Here is a 19,948-nt window from a genome sequence, read left to right on the forward strand (position 1 = left end):
TAATGACGCTAATTGCGCACTGCTAGTATATCGTTATATACTAACTCACATTTTCCCTAATGGTTTTATTCTGTGCGTTTAAATTCAAGTCAACAAAAAGCCGTTGAATATGTTTCAGGACCGTGCCTTGTTTTAGCTGGAGCAGGTTCTGGAAAAACTCGGGTTATCATTAACAAAATTTCCTATTTAATTCGTGTTAAAGAATATTTACCACGCCATATTGTTGCGGTTACCTTTACGAATAAAGCTGCACGCGAAATGAAAGAGCGTATAGCCCAAGCACTTAGCAAACAAGAAGCAAGAGGGCTTAAAATATCAACCTTTCATACGCTAGGGTTGGATATTATTCGCCGAGAGTATATACATCTGGGAATTAAATCTAACTTCTCACTATTTGATGATCATGATCAAACAGCGTTACTCAAGGAACTAACTCATCAATGGTTAGAAGATGATAAAGATCTGATTAATCAATTACGCTCAACAATCTCAAATTGGAAAAATAATCTTGTTGATTCAACTATTGCAATGGCAAGAGCGCAAACGAACAAAGAGAAGCTATTTGCCCACTGTTATCAATTGTATGAAAAACAATTAAAAGCTTGCAGTATATTAGATTTTGATGATCTTATATTATTGCCTACACTCTTATTAAAAACCAACGAAGAAGTTCGCGAAAAATGGCAAAACAAAGTTCGCTATTTGCTAATTGATGAATATCAAGACACAAACACAAGTCAGTACGAATTTATCAGATTATTGGTTGGTAACCGAGCTAAATTTACTGTTGTTGGTGATGATGATCAGTCTATTTACTCTTGGCGTGGTGCACGACCACAAAATTTAGTATTACTTAAACAAGATTTTCCCAATTTAGAAGTGATCAAATTAGAACAAAATTACCGATCATCGGGTCGAATTTTAAAAGCGGCGAATATCTTAATCGAAAATAATTCACATATCTTTGAAAAAAAACTTTTTTCAGAACTGGGTTATGGTGAAACATTAAAAGTTATTTCAGCCGATAGTGAAGAGCATGAAGCTGAAAAAATCATCAATCATCTTGTTGGCCATCGCTTTGCGCATAACAGCCAATATGGTCAATACGCTATTTTATATCGTGGTAATCATCAGGCACGACTAATTGAAAAGATACTCATACAATATCGGATACCGTATCGAATCTCTGGTGGTACATCATTTTTTGTTCGAATTGAAATTAAAGACCTAATGGCGTATTTGCGATTGTTAACTAATCCTGATGATGATAATGCGTTTATTCGCATTATTAACACACCAAAACGAGAAATTGGTCCAGCAACTATTCAAAAACTTGGCGAATGGGCAAATCATCGAAGTGTTAGTTTATATCAAGCAAGCCATGATATGGGATTGACCCAATTACTTTCAGGCAAACGTATGGAGGCATTACAAGAATTCATACATTGGTTTGATGCCCTTATTCAAAAATCTCATACCGAACCCATGGAAGCTATTTATGAACTTCTACACGGAATTCATTATGAGAGCTGGATTTATGAAACCTCATCATCCCCAACATCTGGGCAAATGCGCATGCGCAATGTAGAACAATTAGTCAGTTGGTTAAATGATATGTTGCAAGGTGATGATATTGATGAAGCAATGACGCTTGAACAAGCTGTTGCGAGATTTACTTTGCGTGATATGTTAGAACGTAACGAGTCTGAAGAAGAACTAGACCAAGTACAACTTATGACACTACATGCATCTAAAGGATTAGAGTTTCCTTATGTCTATTTGAGCGGCATGTCTGAAGGTTTATTACCTCATCAAACCAGCATTGATGAAGATAATATTGAAGAAGAGCGCCGTTTAGCTTATGTTGGTATTACTCGGGCGCAACGAGAACTGATTTTTTCTTTTAGCCGGCAACGTAAACAATTTGGTGAAATACTTCAAGTTGAACCGAGTCGGTTTTTATTAGAACTGCCACAAGACGACTTAGAATGGCAAGATCAGCGTAATGAATTATCACCTGAAAAAAAAATGCAACAAGGACAAAGTAGGCTAGCCATGCTAAAAGCGCAAATTGCCAAGGCTAAATAACCAAATTTTGACTATTATAAAATAAGGAATTAAATGATGAAGTTAATAATAAGTACCATATTAATTTTAACTAGTTGTTTTGTGAATGCTACAGGTTTAAATTATCACTCAGAACGCACGAGGCTCTATCAATTAACCCAAAAATTTGAAGCGCAAAAAACATTACCTAGATTATATACAAAAGAAGGTAAAGAAATTCTTAGCCAATTTACTGATCCCAAACTTCTTGAGAATTTTTCAAAAGATAAAATAGAGGAAAAATTAGATATAACCAATTATATTAACCATATAGTTGAGATTTATTTAACCTTTTTATCAAATAAATCAAATGAAATAACTAGCCAAGATCTAACAAATAACCTAAAACGATTTCAACAAGAAATTATTTTATTAAGCACTTTTAATATAAAATATTTTGCGGCAATATCTCCTCATGTTAATCAGTTTTATAAAGAACTTCCCGATAATGAAAGAGGTGGAGTCATACAGTATAGTGTGAAAATGATGCAATCAGAAATGTTAAAATATTACTACGGTGGATTTAAGTGGATTGCTTTACCAGATTGTTTAACTGAACAATCTAAATTGGATATTATCACCACATTAGAACAATCAGCTGAAAATTACGCAAAATTTATCCCAGAATCGAAAAAGAGAGCAATCATAGAAAAGGCCGAACAATTAATAACTCAACAACTTATATTTAAATCACAGTTATCACATATCATCGAAGTGATGAAAACAAACAAATGTGAAGAAATATGTCAAAGAATCTACAAAAACAAGTGACTTATGTATATACTCTTTATCAATTTAATTAACTTTATCATAGTATAAGTTAGTTACAACTAATTTGGTTATTTGTATTAATTTTCATCAATATTTTAAGGATCATTTGGTATGATTTTAGGTAATATTAATCATTTAGGGTTAATTCCTTATTTACCCGAAAAAATTAAGCAATCAATTGAATATATTAAAGATAATGTCAATAATAACACGCCTGCGGGGCGTTACGATATTGATGGTGATAATATGTTTTTTATGGTATCTGATAGTACATCGCGACATATTCATGACGTTAATCCGGAATATCATGAAAAATATATTGACGTTCAGATTGTTTTGGTTGGGAAAGAGGGTATGGCAGTAAGTACGTTACCGCCGTATACCAAAGTGTTAGATAATAAATTAGTAGAAAATGATATTGCCTTTATTGAAACACCAAAAGAAGAAACCTTGTTGATATTACACCCAAATGATTTTATCGTGTTTTTACCTAATGAAGTGCATAAACCGCTTTGTGCAGTTGATAATAAGATCGAAACAGTTCGCAAAGTTGTGGTAAAAATCGCGTTAGATTATTTATAAAAAGATTAAGGATGATAGGTATATTATGACTACAAAAATAGCTGTTATTGGCGAATGTATGATTGAATTGTCTATGAAACAGGATTTGACTACGCGTGGTTTTGGTGGTGATACGCTTAATACATCGGTTTATTTGTCTCGTTTACTAAAATATAATGATTTTTCAATACATTATGTAACCGGGCTTGGTGCCGATCCTTTCAGTCAAGAGATGTTAGATTGTTGGAAAAAAGAAAACATTCAAACAGATTTAGTACAAAGAATGTCTGATAAAATGCCGGGGCTTTATTCTATTGTTACTGATGAACATGGTGAACGGTCTTTTTATTATTGGCGTAATGATGCTGCTGCTAAATTTTGGTTGAAAACAACTGAAACAGATAGAATAATTCAGCAAATTGAACATTATGATTATGTCTATTTGAGCGGTATTAGTATTGCTATTTTAGATGCTGAAAGTATCCTTAAGTTATTAGATCTTTTAAAACGTGTTAAAGCTAATGGTGGTAAAGTTATTTTTGATAATAATTTTCGTCCACGTTTATGGAGTAGTCTTGATTTGGCTCGTAGTGTTTATGCTGATATTCTTAGCTTTACAGATATTGCATTTTTAACATTAGATGACGAGGATTTATTATGGGGTAAGCTACCTTATGAGCAAGTTATTGAGCGTACAAAACAATTTGGTGTAACTGAAATTGTTATTAAACGTGGCAGTGATAGCTGTATTATTGATTCTGCTGATGGTCGTTTTGAAGTTCCTGCTAATAAAATTGCTAAAGATAAAGTGATTGATACTACGGCCGCTGGTGATTCATTTAGTGCAGGTTATCTTGGGGCTCGTTTAAGTGGAAGGAACCCTTCTCAGTCAGCATTACAAGGGCACTTGGTGGCTGGCACGGTTATACAGTATCGCGGCGCAATTATTCCTGTTGATGCGACGCCAAAATTGACATACTAAGTTGAATCAACAAATGACGGTCATTAATGGCCGTTTTTTCTGCTGTAAAAATAAATATTTTTAGTTTATTTTTTGTCAAAAAGTTTCAGGTAACACTGTGTTTTAGTATAAAATTAGCCACGTAGTATATTCAGCTATATAGTTGTATATTTAATCAAATGTTACTGGTATAATATACAGCTAATTTTCTATCCATTTTGTTTAAAAACACAAAAAAGAAGAGATCTATGTCAATCAAAGATATCGATATTCGTGGTGCGAGAACGCACAATCTAAAAAACATTAATGTAACCATTCCAAGAGATAAATTAGTTGTTATTACAGGTCTTTCTGGATCAGGTAAATCTTCGTTAGCATTTGATACTTTATATGCCGAAGGGCAACGACGCTATGTTGAATCGTTGTCGGCGTATGCTCGTCAGTTTTTATCATTGATGGAAAAACCTGATGTAGATCATATTGAAGGATTATCACCTGCAATTTCGATCGAGCAAAAATCAACTTCGCATAACCCTCGTTCGACAGTAGGGACTATCACTGAAATTTATGATTACTTACGTTTGCTTTTTGCTCGAATTGGAGAACCTCGTTGTCCAAATCATCATTTACCGTTAGCTGCACAAACGATATCTCAGATGGTCGATAGTATCATGGCGTTACCGACGGATAATCGTTATATGCTACTTGCCCCTGTGGTTACTGAGCGTAAAGGGGAGTTTGTTAAACTGTTCGAGCAACTTGCTGCTAGTGGTTATATTCGGGTACGAGTGGATGGTGATGTATATGATCTTTCTGATCCGCCAATTCTTGAATTGCAAAAAAAACATACCATTGAAGTTGTTGTTGATCGTTTTCGTATTCGTGACGACTTAAAACTTCGTTTAGCAGAGTCGATTGAAACGGTTCTTTCGATCACTAATGGTATTGTTAAAGTCGCCAATTTGGATGATCCACAAGCTGAAGAATATTTGTTTTCGGCTAATTTTGCTTGTCCTATTTGTGGTTACAGTATTTCTGAATTAGAACCGAGATTATTCTCGTTCAATAATCCTGCTGGTGCGTGCCCTGAGTGTGATGGTTTGGGTGTGCAACAATATTTTGATCAAAAACGTATTGTTCAGATGCCAGAAGTTTCATTAGCTGCTGGTGCGATTAAAGGTTGGGATCGTCGCAATTTTTACTATTTCCAGATGCTAAAATCATTAGCAGATCATTATAAGTTTGACATTGATAAACCGTATGAAAAATTACCTGAAAAGATAAAAGACATTTTATTAAATGGTTCAGGTAATACCGAAATTCAGTTTGTTTATTCAAACGATCGTGGTGATGTGGTTAAGCGTAAACATCCATTTGAAGGGATTATTAATAATTTAGCTCGTCGGTATAAAGAAACTGAATCACAAACTATCCGTGAAGAGCTAGCAAAATATATTAGCCATCGACCTTGTCCTTGTTGTGGTGGTTCTAGGTTATGTACGGCAGCAAGAAATGTGTTTATTAATGATACAAATTTACCAACAATTAGTGATTTAAGTACGCAACAAGCCAAGGATTTTTTTGATAAATTGACATTGACTGGGCAACGAGCTCAAATTGCAGAAAAAATCTTGAAAGAGATCAACGATCGTTTACAATTTTTGATTAACGTTGGACTTAACTATTTAACGCTTTCAAGATCCGCTGAAACATTATCAGGTGGTGAAGCACAACGTATTCGATTAGCAAGCCAAATTGGTGCAGGTCTTGTTGGCGTGATGTATGTGCTGGATGAACCTTCTATTGGATTGCATCAGCGAGATAATACTCGTCTGATTAACACTTTAACGCATTTACGTGACTTAGGTAATACTGTTATAGTCGTTGAACATGATGAAGAAGCTATTATGGCTGCTGATTATGTGATTGATATTGGTCCTGGGGCAGGGGTTCATGGTGGTGAAGTTGTTGCTCAGGGGACACCCAAACAAATAATGGCATGTAAAACATCTTTAACAGGAAAATATTTATCCGGTAAAGAAAAAATTGAAATACCAACTATTCGCACCAAAGTCGATAAGAAAAAAATGTTATCTCTTATTGGTGCAACTGGCAATAATCTTAAAGATGTGACATTAAATATTCCAGTTGGCTTATTTACATGTATCACTGGTGTATCGGGCTCGGGAAAATCAACCTTAATTAATGATACCTTATATCCCCTTGCCCAAAACGAACTCAATGGTGCAGAAAAAACAGAAATAGCACCCTATAAATCAATCAAAGGACTTAACCATTTTGATAAAGTAATTGCGATTGACCAAAGCCCGATTGGACGTACGCCACGTTCTAATCCAGCAACTTATACTGGATTTTTTACTTCTATCCGTGAACTTTATGCTGGTGTACCAGAATCTCGAGCTCGAGGCTATAATCCAGGGCGCTTTAGTTTTAATGTTAAGGGTGGACGCTGTGAAGCTTGTCAAGGTGATGGATTAATCAAAGTTGAAATGCACTTTTTGCCTGATATTTATGTTCCTTGTGATCAGTGTCATGGCGCTCGCTATAACCGTGAGACCTTAGAGATCAAATATAAAGGAAAGTCTATTAACGAAATTTTAAATATGACAGTTGAAGAAGGTCGCGAGTTTTTCGATGCCGTGCCAATGATAGCACGCAAACTGCAAACATTGATTGATGTTGGGCTTTCTTATATTACCATTGGACAGTCAGCAACAACATTATCGGGTGGTGAAGCGCAACGAGTAAAACTCGCAAAAGAATTATCTAAGCGAGATACTGGTCGCACTTTGTATATCTTAGATGAACCAACAACTGGGCTACATTTTGCTGATGTGAAACAATTATTAACGCAATTACATTCTTTGCGAGATAAAGGCAATACTATCGTTGTTATCGAACATAATTTGGATGTAGTTAAAACAGCAGACTGGATTGTGGACTTAGGACCAGAAGGTGGTAATGGTGGCGGAGAAATTATTGCCGAAGGGACGCCAGAAGAGGTTGCTAAATCTAAACATTCCTTTACTGGAAAATATTTAAAACCGTTGTTGGAAAAACAAAAAGTAGTCTAGGATTATTATTAATTAGCATATAAAGAACGGGCGAGGAGCAACGCCCAAAATAGACAGGAACTGAATTTATAACGAGTTTGGTAAGATTCTTAAGTGCAATTATCAGCATGGTTTGGTTGATGAAAGGGGTTGTATTTTGACATTGCTAATTGTATTGATGATCATAGTCGCCTATATTTTTGGCTCGCTTTCTGGTGCAATGATCATTAGTCGCATCATGCATTTACCTAATCCTTCAGAATATGGATCTCACAATCCTGGAGCAACCAATATTTTACGACTCAATGGCAAATTACCAGCCATTTTTGTTTTAATCTTTGATATGTTAAAAGGTACAATTCCTGTTTATATTTCATATCGGCTTGGTATTACACCTTTCTTTTTAGGTATTATTGGTATTTTTGCTTGTTTAGGACATATTTTCCCCTGTTTTTTTCATTTTCGTGGAGGAAAAGGAGTCGCAACTGCGTTAGGTATGATGGCTCCAATTGGGTTTGATTTTACAGGTTGCTTTATTTTAACTTGGTTACTTATTTTACTAATAACAGGATATTCTTCGGTAGCTGCAGTTGTTGGTTTTCTTCTGGCGCCATTTTATGTTTGGTTATTCAAACCTGAGCTTACTTTACCAGTTGCAATGCTTTCGTGTTCGATTATTATTCGCCATAATAATAACATTATGCGCCTTTTTAAAGGTGAAGAGCCAAAAAGTTATCATCGTAGCAAGAACAAAAGATAGTCTAAAAATTTATACATAATAATGTTATATATTTGAATATGTGCTTTTATAACATAAATTGTACGTTATGTAACATCCTACCTACTTATTTTTTACAATCTTTTTGATTTTTTTGTTAGTTAATTAAACAATAGAATAATTCTTGTTTGATAGATTTTTTAAAAAAGGTATTATTATCTTAAAACTCAAATATGTGGAAACCAAATAATTCATGCAAATAAGCCCATTATTAGAATCACTTATGGAAGCATTGCGTTGTTTACCTGGCGTTGGTCCAAAATCGGCGCAACGAATGGCCTTTCATTTATTACAACGAAATCGACAAGGTGGCATTAAATTAGCTCATGAACTACATGAAGCAATGATAAATATCGGCCATTGCAAGGAATGCCGAACTTTTACCGAACAAGAAATCTGTACTATTTGCGCAAATACTCGTCGTCAAAGTAGTGAGCAGCTTTGCGTGGTTGAAACGTCAGCAGATATAGTAGCCATTGAAAAAACTGGACAGTATAGTGGTCGTTATTTTGTATTATTAGGGCATTTATCACCTTTAGATGGTATTGGTCCTAGTGATATAGGTCTTGATTTATTGAAAAAAAGGCTATCTTCAGAGTTGATCAGCGAAGTTATTTTAGCCACTAATCCCACCGTTGAAGGTGATGCAACAGCTAATTATATTGCACAAATGTGTGCAGAGTTTAATGTAACAGCAACAAGAATAGCTCATGGTGTTCCAGTTGGTGGTGAACTCGAAATGGTAGATGGTACCACCTTATCGCATTCGTTTGTTGGTCGCCAAAAAATAGAATTATAATTTTATTGAACTTTTAGTACTTAGCCAGTCTTTATAGCTAAGATCAGAAATGAAAAGGGGTATTATATGAAGTATAAAGCCGTAGCCTTTGATATGGATGGCACGTTGTTAAACAGCAATCGTTTAATTTTACCAGAAACAATAGCGGCCATTGAAAAAATCAGTACTAAAGGTGTGAAAGTTATTTTAGTTTCAGGGCGGCATCATTCTGTAATTTATCCTTATTACTATCAGCTCAAATTATCAACCCCAGCAATTTGTTGTAATGGATCTTATATCTATGATTTTGAAAAACAAAACACTTTTGCCGCTAAACCAATGACGAAAGATCAGGCACGAATGTTACTAAATCTTGTCAATCAATATGGTATTCATACATTAATTTATACTGATAAAATGATGACTTATGAATTGTTAGATGATCATCTAGAAAGCTTTTTTAAGTGGGTTAAATCATTGCCTGAGTTTTTACAACCTGAAATTAAAAAAGTAGATGATTTTGAAAATGTTATTGAGCAATCTGACGCTATTTTTAAATTTGCAACAAGTAGTCATAATATACCTACTTTACAACAATTTTCAAATGCAGTTGATTCCTTAGGTGTGTTTTCGTGTGAATGGTCTTGGTCAAATCGAGCAGATGTAGCAGTTAAAGGAAATACCAAAGGAAATGGGTTAATTCGCTGGGCAGAGCACGAAAATATTGATTTAAGCGAAGTAGTCGCTTTTGGTGACAGTTATAATGACATAAGTATGTTATCTATTGCTGGATTAGGGATTGCGATGGGTAATGCTGATGATGGAGTGAAAGCCAAAGCAAATTATGCCATTGGCGATAATAATGGCCCTAGTATAGCTAAAGAGCTTGAAGAGCTCTTTTTATAATTGATATTTTAATAAATATTCTATGTTTGAAATTCTTTATCAAGATGATGACTTAATTGCCATTAACAAACCATTTGGTTGGCTTGTGCATCGCAGTTGGTTAGATAAAACTGAAACAGTTGTTGTGATGCAAACATTGCGTGATCAAATCGGTCAACATGTTTTCCCTATACATAGGTTAGATAGACCAACCTCTGGCGTTTTGTTGTTTGCTCTTTCTAGTGATGTAGCAAGAATTATGTCAGAAGAATTTGCAAAAAAACAAATTGAAAAAACGTATCATGCGATTGTGCGCGGTTATGTTGAGGGGGAAGCGGTGATTGATTACCCTTTAGTTGAAGAATTAGATAAAATTGCAGATAAATTTACTAATAAGAATAAACCAGCACAAGATGCCGTCACATTTTACAAATCTATCAGCAAAATTGAAGTTCCGATTAAGGTTGGCAAATTTGAAACAGCAAGGTATAGTTTTGTTGAATTAAAACCACAAACTGGCCGTAAACATCAACTACGTCGCCATATGAAACATATTTTCCATCCGATATTGGGGGATAGCAAACATGGTGATTTACATCAGAATCGTGCATTTGCAACTTATTTTAATATCAAGCGATTGATGTTACACGCAAGCAAACTTGAAATCAAACATCCAACCCAACATAAACCAATGATTATTGAAGCTAAATTAGATCAAAGTTGGCAAGATATCCTTTTAAATTTTAAATAGTAGTTATTATTCCATATTACTTTGCAATTATTTGATTATATAGTATTATTTAACATCATTTCCTTTGACGATGTTTATTTTTATCAAAGGGAATTTATGTAATATTTTAATTATAATTTAAATTGATGATGGGATTAAAAATGAAATTGATAATGAAATTTTTAAGTGTATTTTTATTAGCATTTATGGTAACTGCATGTTCGAATAATGATTCTCCTGAACAAGTAGCAGAAAAATTTATCTCAGCGATCTACAAAGGTGATTCAGATACTGTTATAAATCTCATCAATTTTCCTAAAGATGATGATAACAAAGGTATGGATATGCGAATGTTCGTTAAAAGCAAAATGCAAGAAGCACTACAGCGAGGTAAACAATTTGCTGATGAACATGGAGGACTTGATAAAGTCGAATCTGAACTCGTAAAATATACTAATGATGAAAAAAATATGGCAATAGTTAGTACTACTGTTATCTTTAAAGATGCTACTAAAAAAGAGGAAAAAAACATATCGGTGATTAAAGCTGATGGTAAATGGCTAATTAATCTTAAATAGCTATATTATCGTCAATATAGATTATACTTTTAGAAGAATCTAAAAGGGTAAATAGTGATTACCCTTTTTTATTAAGAAACGATTTTTGATGAGATATTGCTATTATCTTTGTATGATGTTAATTATGATGCTAGTAAGTTTTGCTCTAGCTAATGATACTGTTCATTTTTCAAGTCCAACCACCGAAATACCATATTCAGTAAAAGTTGGCGATTGGATTTTTAGAAAAGGTATACAAACCGATAGTCTTATAGTCAATCAATTAGGTGGTAGTGATTTTTCACATATTGGTATGATTATATCAATCAATCCAGAAATTAGAATTATTCATGCTACGACTAGCGATGATGAGGACTATCCTAACCAAGTTATTGTATCAACTCTAGCAGAGTTTATAACGCCTGAACTAGCCGAAACATATGCTATAGCAAGACCTAATTTTATATCTAATGAGCAACAACAACAAATTGTTAATGATCTTTTAACAAAGCAAGGTGAAGCTTTCATATTAGCCCCCCGTGAAGAACCACATCTTTATTGTACAACGTTACTTTTTGATTCCATCATCAAATTTCAACCTGATTTTAATGTTAATTGGCAGTCAATTAATTTTCCATTTTTAAGTGGCGTTTATTTATTTCCAAATGCATTTGCTAATTATCAAGATATTACCTGGATCTACAAATATCCCGAAACCTCAGGATAATTTTTTTATTCTATTGTAAATAAAAAATGGAAGCGCAATAAATATTGCGCTTTGTTATTAATAAAAGTTATATTAATCTTCTAGATAGTTTTTTTGCATAGTTATAAAATCTTGTTCTGTGAAACCTAATTCTTGTTTGATGTAATTCGCTGGAGTGCCAGCAACTTCTTTCATAGTATTGAGAATTTCAATAACAAAACTTTCACGTGTATCAATTAAACTCAACAAATAACCTAACACATCTTCATTATCCGTAATTTTTCGATATGTAGCCATTTTAATTTTGTTTCGTTCTAAGCGATTTTGATGGGTTAACATGTAATCATAAATAATGTCCTCCTCTGATACCCCGAGCATTACTTGTAGTAATAATACTCCATAACCTGTGCGATCTTTACCACCGCGACAATGTTGTATGCTCGGGCAATTGTTCGGTTCTAACATTATTTGAAGCATCTGTTTATAGGCATTTTTCGATTTGTCACTCAATACAAAATTACGTTATTGTTCAAGAACTTGTATGCCTTTACCATTAACTAATTCCTTAGGAATATCGTGTAATATGCTTTCAATTAGTGCACGATCTTCATCACTAGGGTCGGCAGCAAATTGAGCTGCAAGTTCAGCCGTTTGCGCTGAAGCATCTAAATTAAAGGTACATTGCTCACCGATGAAAGTATTTGGGCTAGTTTTAATTTCGTTAGCACAACGATAATCTATAATAGTCTTGATACCAAGTGATCGAATATAACTTTCAGCATTAGGTTTCAATCCATATAAGTGATTAGAGCGATAGAGTTTTCCCCATTGTACTCGTTTACCATTACTTCCTAAGTAACCGCCAAAGTCACGAAAGTTATTTAAGCCTGCAATAGGAAGAGTACGTTCTCCAAATAAAAATGAATCATGTTCTCGAATTTGTAGTATCAAATAAATTCGTCGTTTTGTTTGTAAAGGATCATCAATAATGAAATCATTCTGTATATTTTTACTTATCAATGTCTTATTAGATGTATTGATATTAGCTTCATCTGTCCAATATAAATCTACAGGTATATTGTCGCTAATTCTAAATGAGATTTTTAATTTATTTTGTTTATTACGAATAACCGATGCTGTTTCAATTTGTTTTTTCATGTTACATCCTTATTTTAAAATTCCAAATACCGACAGAATTACGCCTATTGCTATTACACTTAAAATTAATGTAACTGTATATTTAACTTGGAATTTTTTCACTAAGAAGAATGTAGCTAAAGCAAACATCAAGGTTAAAAAGTTAGGCATTACTTTATCAAACATTTCCTGAATTTTAACTGATTGCTCACCGACATTAATCGTCAATGGTGTAGATACTTTAACCGTTGTTGCAATTAAAGAGCCAAGAACCATAACTCCGACTACATTAGCTAAGTTGCTTATTCGTTGAATAATGTTTGAATTTTTTGATTGTTCAATTAGATCAACGCCTTTATTATATCCGTAATGAATAAAGAAATATTTGGTTAATATATTGACTATATTATAGATTAGGAACATTAAAATTGGTCCAATAATATTACCTTGTAGAGCAAAAGCAGCTCCAATGCTGCCGCAAATAGACATCCAAGTGAATTTTAATAGACTATCTCCTAATCCGGCAAACGGTCCCATTAAACCTGCTTTTATTGAAACAACTGCTTCTTTTTCGTCTTCTTTTGTTTTTTCTTCCATTGCTGCGGTTACGCCTAAAATTAGTGCGCTAGCATTGATTTGACAATTAAAAAATTCTAGATGACGATTCATTGCTTGAACACGAGTTTCTTTATCAGCATCATGATAAAGCCTATCCAATACTGGCGTCATGCAATGTGCAAAGCCGATCATTTGCATTTTTTCATAGTTATAAGAAAAAGACATTGTTTGTAAATTCCAAAAAATGCGATTAAGATCTTTTTTTGTTATTTTTTTTCATTTATCATAGGTCATAATCCTCTTCAATGTTATTATTTAATGCAGGTTTATCATCTTTTTTATATGCATCATTATTTTTGTTGCTCATTGATGCCATGTCATACAGCACGGCAAAAGCTAAGGCGATAAATGTGATTGGGATAATTGGTTATTTTAGATAAGTAGTTAACATAAAACCAAGGAGGAAAAAAAACCACATTCTGCCTTTTAATAACATCAATAGCAAAATACAAATACCCACAGCAGGAATTAGTTTAGATGCAACCCCCATACCAGTGATAATACTTTGAGGGATAGCATCTAAAATTGTTTTAATAAGCTCACTATCAAAGTAAATGGCTATAAAACAAGGTACAGCACGAATCAAAAACCATACAGGAGTTGAGAAAAAATGTATTTTGCTTAGTGCTTTATAATTACCATTTTCAATAGCCCGTATTGCCCATGGATTAAGAAAACAAGCAAATGAACGCCAGATAATAAGTAATTGCTGACACAGAAGCTATACCGGTACTCCTAAAGCAATACCTGTTGCAATTCCTCCTCCCGTAGTAATTCCAAGTGAAACACCAATAATTGCACCAGCTACAATATCTGGCGCAGAATAAGCCCCAACATTACCAATGCCCATCCACATTAACTCTAGTGTAGCACTGATTATGAGCCCTTGAACCATGTCTCCCATGATGATACCTGCAATTGTACCAGTCAATAATGGTCGACGTAACATTTGTGGAGCAACATCATCCATAGAACAAATTCCCGCCCAAAAGGCGACAAGAATAGCCTGTGTTAACATAAGTTAACCTCCAAATTATATGAACAAAAAGTTGTTAAAGTTTAATCAAGCAATGGTTCTAGTTCGATAATTGGATCTTTTGGTACCATTTGAATTTCGACTTTCACATTTTTTTAATAATGTGTTTAAATGCTTGTTTTTATTCAGGAGTTACTGATACCGCCCGTGATAGTTGATATCGACCTTCTTGCATCCGCATTCCTACTACATTGAGTTTTTCAATTTCTAGACCACCTTTAATTAACTTATTTACATCAATACTATTTGTAAAAAGTAGCATTGTGCGTTTTTTTATAGGTGTTTTTTTGATAATGTCGATAAATTGTTGTACTCCAAAAACCAATACTTTTAATTCTGGAGGGGCTGACATGGTTAAGACTGATTGTTGAACTTTATCCATTGCAATTTTATCATTGATAATTAAGACTTGTTCAATATCATAATTTTTTACCCAAGTAGTGATCACTTGACCGTGGATAAGGCGGTCATCTATTCTTGTTAAATTTATTGGCATTGTTTTCTCCTTACAATAGAGTAGATTGTTCAGGTTTGGTGTTGAGAATTTGTCCAACATCAATACAACTTTGTGGAAATATTTCTTCAATCGCTGTTTTAACGTCATTAAGTGTACTTTCTCGATTATTTAAAACTTCAAGTAATATTGGAATACTAAATTCACAAAAAAGTAAAATTCCTTCATGTTTAAAAAGTAATTCTCCCGCCAAATTACATGGTGTGCCACCTATAATATCAACAAGGATAATTACACCATTACCTTGGTTGAGTAGTTGATAACTTTCTTCCATTTGTTGGCGTAATTCTTCGATATTGCTATCGATTTGAACAGATATTGTACAAATATTTTGTTGTTTACCTATTAGCATTTGAGCACAATCAAGTGCTCCCTGTGCAAACGAACCATGGCTAGCTAAAATAATGGGCAATTGTCTATGCATTATCAATTTCCTTCTTTAATTAACTTTAAATGTAATATTGTTACTTTAATTTTATATTTATTTAGTAATAAAATTGCATCTATACTTAATTTTAGTCATCAATTTTTTTTAAATTTTTAAAAAATTGTGATTTAGATCATGTTTAATTGTAACTATTTAACAGATAAAATATTTTGTGAAGTTTATTGATGTAGGACTTACTAGCGAGTTCAAAAACAAATGACCATGTTATATCAAAATGGTAAAAAACGTGCGGATATCGTCGCAGAGTATGACCTCACCAAATCAGCATTAGATAATTGAATAACGCAGTACCAAACTACCGGTTCATTCATCGCAAAAGATAATAGGAAGAAAATCGAGTTAATTTTACATAATAAGTATGTGCACTATGTCGATGTTTAGATGTAATGCGAAATCGTTTTTATTATCAACAGCAATTAACGCAGCAACCACAAGATATATCGCTGAGTGAAATAGTGGGTAAAATTTTTAGTACTAATTATCGTGCTTATGGCACAAGGCGTCTGTAGGCAGAGCTAAGAAAGCAAGGCATAACCGTATCTCGACGCCGAATAGGTCGAATCATGGCGAAAAATGGCTGGGTATTCGAAATACACCTGTAAAAAATATTGTATTCATACAGAAAAAAGCAATGAATCGCCGGTGGGGAATGAACTCATTGGAATTAAACGGTCGTTAAGTCGCAAAGGCTGTCCTTATGGTAACGCAATTGCAGAAAGCACATTTAAAGCAGTGAAAACAGAATTTGTGTCAAATACTATTTTTGATTCACTGGCGCAACTTAAGTTGGAATTTAATCACTATGTGGATTGGTTTAATTATAATCGACTTCATTCAACATTAAATTACCAGTCGCTGATTGAATACAAAAGAAATCGATGACCTTATCTTTTTGGTACTAAAAAGTGTGGACATACCATAAAATATCATTAAACGGCAGTGAGTATATTACCGATGAGGGTACTTGCGTTCTTCTCTATTTTGAGTTTGTAATAACAAATGTTTGTCATATTTACGTATAAATAAATTAGTTACAATCATATTGATAACTGAAATTTGCGAAATTTTAGATCGAATAGGAATTAAACGTGAAACATGTTCTGTAGATGTAGTATTTAATATAATATCAGCTAGCATAGAAACTTGGCTTTGTCCCATTTTAGTTATAGCAATTGATGGTACTTTATTTTTTTGTCCTAATTTTAACAACTCAATACATTCAGGTGTTTCTCCTGAGTGAGATATAATTATAATTAAATCATTTTTATCCAAGGTACTGGCAATACTTTTTTGAATATGTGCATCAAAATGACAATTAACATCTTTTTTTATTTTAATAAGCTGGTATTCAAGCTCTTTACCAACTAAACCACTGCTACTGCTACCAAAAATAATAATTTTATTACTAGCAATAATTAAATCTATGGCTTTATCTAGCTCTTTAGCCTTGATCATTGAATGAGTTTCATCGATAGATGATTTTTCCATTGCTTGCACCTTTCTATTTACATCGTTCAACGTATCATTAAGATTTATATCATCTTGTAAAACATCAGTACTTAGTTTTTGTGGAGAGGATGAAATCAAGTCAACTTTAAAATCACTAAAACCGCTATAACCTAATTTATTACACAAACGCAAAATAGTACTTGTACTAACATGGTTAAGTTTGGCTAAGGTTTGAATACTCATGTTTTTTAGGGTTTGTGAATGATCCATAATGTACAGAGCGACCCTTAACTCTTTTGAAGATAAGTCTTTTTTTACTTCTCTGAATTTTAAATTAATCATAATTTAGCCTATAATTGAAATATAGTTAACGTAAGTATATAAAATTAGCATAAAAAATAGAAAATATTTTTATAGTGCATGTTATTTATATAATTTTAATCAGTTTTGATTATCTTAGTGTTAGCTTTTAAACTTATCATTATCTGGTATGTATCGGGATACTAAAATTCTGTCAAAAAATTTGATTAATTAAAATATAGTTAAAAATAAAGTGATTGCTGTAATTATAATCTATTTAATCTTGACGATTAATCAAGCTAGTGATACTATTTGCAACCTATCCAAACAGACCTCCAAGGCGCGTTGGCAGAGTGGCCATGCTGCGGATTGCAAATCCGTCTACCTCGGTTCGACTCCGGGACGCGCCTCCATTTTTTAAATTAATCAATTTTTAGTTTTTTCAGTTACATTTATTTTTCAATTTTATAATCTAACTTTATTAACATTATTTATGAGCTACTTTAATTATCATGCAAAAGCAAAGAAGTTAATCAAAAATGGTAAACTTGTTAGATATGAGTTTGTGGATAATTGGAATGGTATTAAACCTGCATTAGTTTTATATTTTAAAGAGGTTAATCCCATGCCAATTAGAGAATACCGATGGGATGAATATTTACCATTATTGAATAATAAAACCTAATTTATCATACTTAAACAAAGTAAAAAGTGTCGAGAAAAGCAATAACTGAAAGTTTTTCATAGTTTGGAATATAATAAATTTGCCAACAGATAGGCTAAAGCGTAAAATGCCCATCCTATTTTGCTTAACCTATTACTTATAAGTAATACTGACCTGAAATCAGAGGCATTTTTAATGACAAATTTATATGCAAAACCAGAATTACTTTCTCCTGCCGGTTCTTTAAAAAATATGCGTTATGCTTTCGCATATGGTGCAGATGCTGTTTATGCCGGCCAACCGCGATATAGTTTACGAGTTCGTAATAATGAATTTAATCATGAAAATCTAGCAATTGGTATTAACGAAGCACATGCTCAAGGTAAGAAGTTTTATGTAGTTGTGAATATAGCGCCACATAACTCAAAGTTAAAAACTTTTATTCGTGATTTAGAACCCATTGTAAATATGAAACCGGATGCCTTTATCATGTCAGATCCAGGTTTAATCATGTTAGTTCGCGAACATTTTCCTGATATGGAAATTCACTTATCTGTACAATCGAATGCTGTTAACTGGGCAACAGTAAAATTTTGGTATCAAATGGGATTAACTCGAGTCGTTTTATCGCGTGAATTATCACTTGATGAAATTGCTGAAATCCGTGAAAAAGTTCCTGAAATGGAGTTAGAAGTGTTTATCCATGGGGCATTGTGTATGGCATATTCTGGGCGCTGCTTGCTTTCGGGCTATATTAATAAGCGTGATTCAAATCAAGGGACATGTACTAATGCCTGCCGTTGGGAATATAAAGTTGCTGAGGGTAAAGAAGACGAAGTGGGGCAAATTGTACATAAATGTGAACCGATCTCGGTAAAACAAGTTGAACCAACATTAAGAATTGGTCAAACTACTAGTAAAGTATTTATGCTTGAAGAATCAGGTCGCCCAGGTGAATATATGCAAGCTTACGAAGATGAGCATGGTACATATATTATGAACTCAAAGGATTTAAGAGCAGTGGAATTAGTAGATGATTTAACAAAAATTGGTGTACATTCGCTCAAGATTGAAGGGAGAACTAAATCTTTTTATTATTGTGCAAGAACAGCACAAGTGTATCGCCAAGCTATTGATGCAGCGAGTGAAGGTAAGCCTTTTGATCCTCGCTTGTTACAAGAGCTTAATGCACTTGCTCATCGAGGGTATACGGAAGGATTTTTACGTCGCCATAAGCATGAAGAAATGCAAAACTACGAACATAGCCATTCAGTTTCGGAAAGGCAACAATTTGTTGGTGAGTTTAGTGGTGAGCGGTTAAATGGGTTGGCTGAAGTTATCGTAAAAAATAAATTCTCTGTTGGGGATAGCGTTGAAATGATGACGCCGAAAGGTAATAAAACTTTCACGATTGAGCGAATGGAAAACAAAAAAGGACAACCTGTTCCTGCTGGTTTAGGCGATGGCCATATTGTTTATATTCCGATTCCTGAAAAAATCGATTTAAATTATGCATTATTGATGCGTAATTTTGATTAGTTTGGTTAGGCATAAAAAATTGTTCGGGATGTCCGAACAGTTATATTAAACAGAATTCCTGGATTCAAACATGAAGTGCAATTTTAAACACGGTGGAGTGAAGAAAGTAGAAAGGTGATTTATACTAGCACCTTCGCACCACCACAGTTTGGAGATTGCTATGCATTATAATCACCTTTCTAGGAAGGAAAGATACCAGATTTTCGTATTATTACAAGCCGGAAAGAATAAAAAAGAGATAGCCCAGCTACTCAATAGACATCCTTCGACAATAAGTCGAGAGATAAAAAGAAACTCAAAACCTAATCAAGCCTATCAAGCACATGATGCGGTAAC

Annotated in this window: 20 protein-coding genes, 1 tRNA gene and 3 pseudogenes; 18 read left to right on the forward strand and 6 right to left on the reverse strand. The window is 33.6% G+C overall.

What is annotated here, in order from left to right:
- Positions 1–72: 72 nt before the first annotated feature.
- From rep to A9G37_RS06355, 11 genes are all read left to right on the forward strand, one after another.
- Positions 73–2,088 (forward strand): DNA helicase Rep, encoded by a 2,016-nt coding sequence (rep, locus tag A9G37_RS06305; protein ID WP_065574952.1) that lies wholly within the window; start codon positions 73–75, stop codon positions 2,086–2,088.
- Positions 2,089–2,121: 33 nt separating this feature from the next.
- Positions 2,122–2,877: a hypothetical protein gene (locus A9G37_RS06310; protein ID WP_141671099.1), complete on the forward strand. Its 756-nt coding sequence runs from the start codon at positions 2,122–2,124 to the stop codon at positions 2,875–2,877.
- A gap of 111 nt (positions 2,878–2,988) precedes the next feature.
- Entirely contained in the window at positions 2,989–3,459 is a 471-nt protein-coding gene (locus A9G37_RS06315) for a YhcH/YjgK/YiaL family protein (RefSeq protein WP_065574954.1), read from the forward strand.
- 25 nt (positions 3,460–3,484) lie between these two features.
- A complete protein-coding gene (locus tag A9G37_RS06320) occupies positions 3,485–4,420 on the forward strand; it encodes a sugar kinase (protein WP_065574955.1) in 936 nt (311 codons plus the stop codon).
- Positions 4,421–4,653: 233 nt separating this feature from the next.
- Complete coding sequence (uvrA, locus tag A9G37_RS06325; RefSeq protein WP_141671103.1) at positions 4,654–7,494, forward strand: excinuclease ABC subunit UvrA; 2,841 nt, start codon at positions 4,654–4,656, stop codon at positions 7,492–7,494.
- A 136-nt stretch (positions 7,495–7,630) separates the two neighbouring features.
- A complete protein-coding gene (gene plsY, locus A9G37_RS06330; protein WP_081297679.1) occupies positions 7,631–8,233 on the forward strand; it encodes a glycerol-3-phosphate 1-O-acyltransferase PlsY in 603 nt (200 codons plus the stop codon).
- Between the two features lie 211 nt (positions 8,234–8,444).
- On the forward strand, positions 8,445–9,050 hold the full coding sequence (recR, locus tag A9G37_RS06335; RefSeq protein ID WP_065574957.1) for a recombination mediator RecR: 606 nt from the start codon (positions 8,445–8,447) through the stop codon (positions 9,048–9,050).
- Between the two features lie 66 nt (positions 9,051–9,116).
- Positions 9,117–9,935 carry a pyridoxal phosphatase gene (locus A9G37_RS06340; RefSeq protein WP_065574958.1) on the forward strand — a complete coding sequence of 273 codons (819 nt, stop codon included), beginning with the start codon at positions 9,117–9,119 and terminating at the stop codon, positions 9,933–9,935.
- A 22-nt stretch (positions 9,936–9,957) separates the two neighbouring features.
- Complete coding sequence (truC, locus tag A9G37_RS06345) at positions 9,958–10,665, forward strand: tRNA pseudouridine(65) synthase TruC (RefSeq protein ID WP_065574959.1); 708 nt, start codon at positions 9,958–9,960, stop codon at positions 10,663–10,665.
- Between the two features lie 152 nt (positions 10,666–10,817).
- Positions 10,818–11,222 (forward strand): DUF4878 domain-containing protein, encoded by a 405-nt coding sequence (locus tag A9G37_RS06350; protein WP_176701877.1) that lies wholly within the window; start codon positions 10,818–10,820, stop codon positions 11,220–11,222.
- A gap of 124 nt (positions 11,223–11,346) precedes the next feature.
- Entirely contained in the window at positions 11,347–11,928 is a 582-nt protein-coding gene (locus A9G37_RS06355) for a YiiX/YebB-like N1pC/P60 family cysteine hydrolase (RefSeq protein ID WP_176701878.1), read from the forward strand.
- Between the two features lie 72 nt (positions 11,929–12,000).
- Here A9G37_RS06355 and A9G37_RS13335 read toward each other — a convergent pair.
- The 5 genes and pseudogenes from A9G37_RS13335 to A9G37_RS06380 form a co-directional block, all read right to left on the reverse strand.
- A pseudogene (locus tag A9G37_RS13335) lies at positions 12,001–13,065 on the reverse strand (tyrosine-protein phosphatase).
- A gap of 9 nt (positions 13,066–13,074) precedes the next feature.
- The gene (locus A9G37_RS06365; RefSeq protein WP_141671101.1) at positions 13,075–13,872 is read right to left on the reverse strand and encodes a PTS system mannose/fructose/sorbose family transporter subunit IID; all 798 of its coding nucleotides are present in this window, start codon (positions 13,870–13,872) and stop codon (positions 13,075–13,077) included.
- Between the two features lie 13 nt (positions 13,873–13,885).
- Positions 13,886–14,680: pseudogene (locus tag A9G37_RS13190) on the reverse strand (PTS mannose/fructose/sorbose/N-acetylgalactosamine transporter subunit IIC).
- Between the two features lie 41 nt (positions 14,681–14,721).
- A pseudogene (locus A9G37_RS06375) lies at positions 14,722–15,194 on the reverse strand (PTS system mannose/fructose/N-acetylgalactosamine-transporter subunit IIB).
- A gap of 10 nt (positions 15,195–15,204) precedes the next feature.
- Positions 15,205–15,636 (reverse strand): PTS sugar transporter subunit IIA, encoded by a 432-nt coding sequence (locus A9G37_RS06380; protein ID WP_065574963.1) that lies wholly within the window; start codon positions 15,634–15,636, stop codon positions 15,205–15,207.
- Positions 15,637–16,046: 410 nt separating this feature from the next.
- Here A9G37_RS06380 and A9G37_RS13195 point away from each other — a divergent pair, with 410 nt between their 5' ends.
- From A9G37_RS13195 to A9G37_RS06385, 3 genes are read left to right on the forward strand one after another with little or no spacing between them, the layout of a single operon-like run.
- Positions 16,047–16,169 carry a hypothetical protein gene (locus A9G37_RS13195; RefSeq protein ID WP_255306866.1) on the forward strand — a complete coding sequence of 41 codons (123 nt, stop codon included), beginning with the start codon at positions 16,047–16,049 and terminating at the stop codon, positions 16,167–16,169.
- Between the two features lie 21 nt (positions 16,170–16,190).
- Positions 16,191–16,262, forward strand: coding sequence for a hypothetical protein (locus A9G37_RS13565; RefSeq protein WP_442903139.1), 72 nt, complete (start codon positions 16,191–16,193; stop codon positions 16,260–16,262).
- Complete coding sequence (locus A9G37_RS06385; RefSeq protein ID WP_065574964.1) at positions 16,234–16,542, forward strand: IS3 family transposase; 309 nt, start codon at positions 16,234–16,236, stop codon at positions 16,540–16,542. The genes A9G37_RS13565 and A9G37_RS06385 overlap by 29 nt, the downstream gene beginning before the upstream one ends.
- A gap of 66 nt (positions 16,543–16,608) precedes the next feature.
- Here the strand turns inward: A9G37_RS06385 and A9G37_RS06390 are convergent, their stop codons facing one another.
- Positions 16,609–17,451, reverse strand: a complete 843-nt coding sequence (locus A9G37_RS06390) for a MurR/RpiR family transcriptional regulator (protein ID WP_065574965.1) — start codon at positions 17,449–17,451, stop codon at positions 16,609–16,611.
- A 297-nt stretch (positions 17,452–17,748) separates the two neighbouring features.
- Between A9G37_RS06390 and A9G37_RS06395 the strand changes: the two genes are divergently transcribed.
- The 4 genes from A9G37_RS06395 to A9G37_RS13570 form a co-directional block, all read left to right on the forward strand.
- Positions 17,749–17,822: transfer RNA gene (locus A9G37_RS06395), tRNA-Cys, on the forward strand.
- Between the two features lie 80 nt (positions 17,823–17,902).
- Positions 17,903–18,094 (forward strand): thermostable hemolysin delta-VPH, encoded by a 192-nt coding sequence (locus tag A9G37_RS06400; RefSeq protein ID WP_065574966.1) that lies wholly within the window; start codon positions 17,903–17,905, stop codon positions 18,092–18,094.
- Between the two features lie 174 nt (positions 18,095–18,268).
- Positions 18,269–19,612, forward strand: coding sequence for a prephenate-dependent tRNA uridine(34) hydroxylase TrhP (gene trhP, locus A9G37_RS06405; protein WP_065574967.1), 1,344 nt, complete (start codon positions 18,269–18,271; stop codon positions 19,610–19,612).
- Positions 19,613–19,772: 160 nt separating this feature from the next.
- Positions 19,773–19,948 (forward strand): helix-turn-helix domain-containing protein (locus tag A9G37_RS13570; protein WP_141671102.1); only part of this gene is annotated, 176 nt, incomplete at its 3' end.

Origin of the sequence: Gilliamella sp. GillExp13, assembly GCF_001690815.1 — a bacterium.
Classification (GTDB): Bacteria; Pseudomonadota; Gammaproteobacteria; order Enterobacterales; family Orbaceae; genus Gilliamella; species Gilliamella bombi.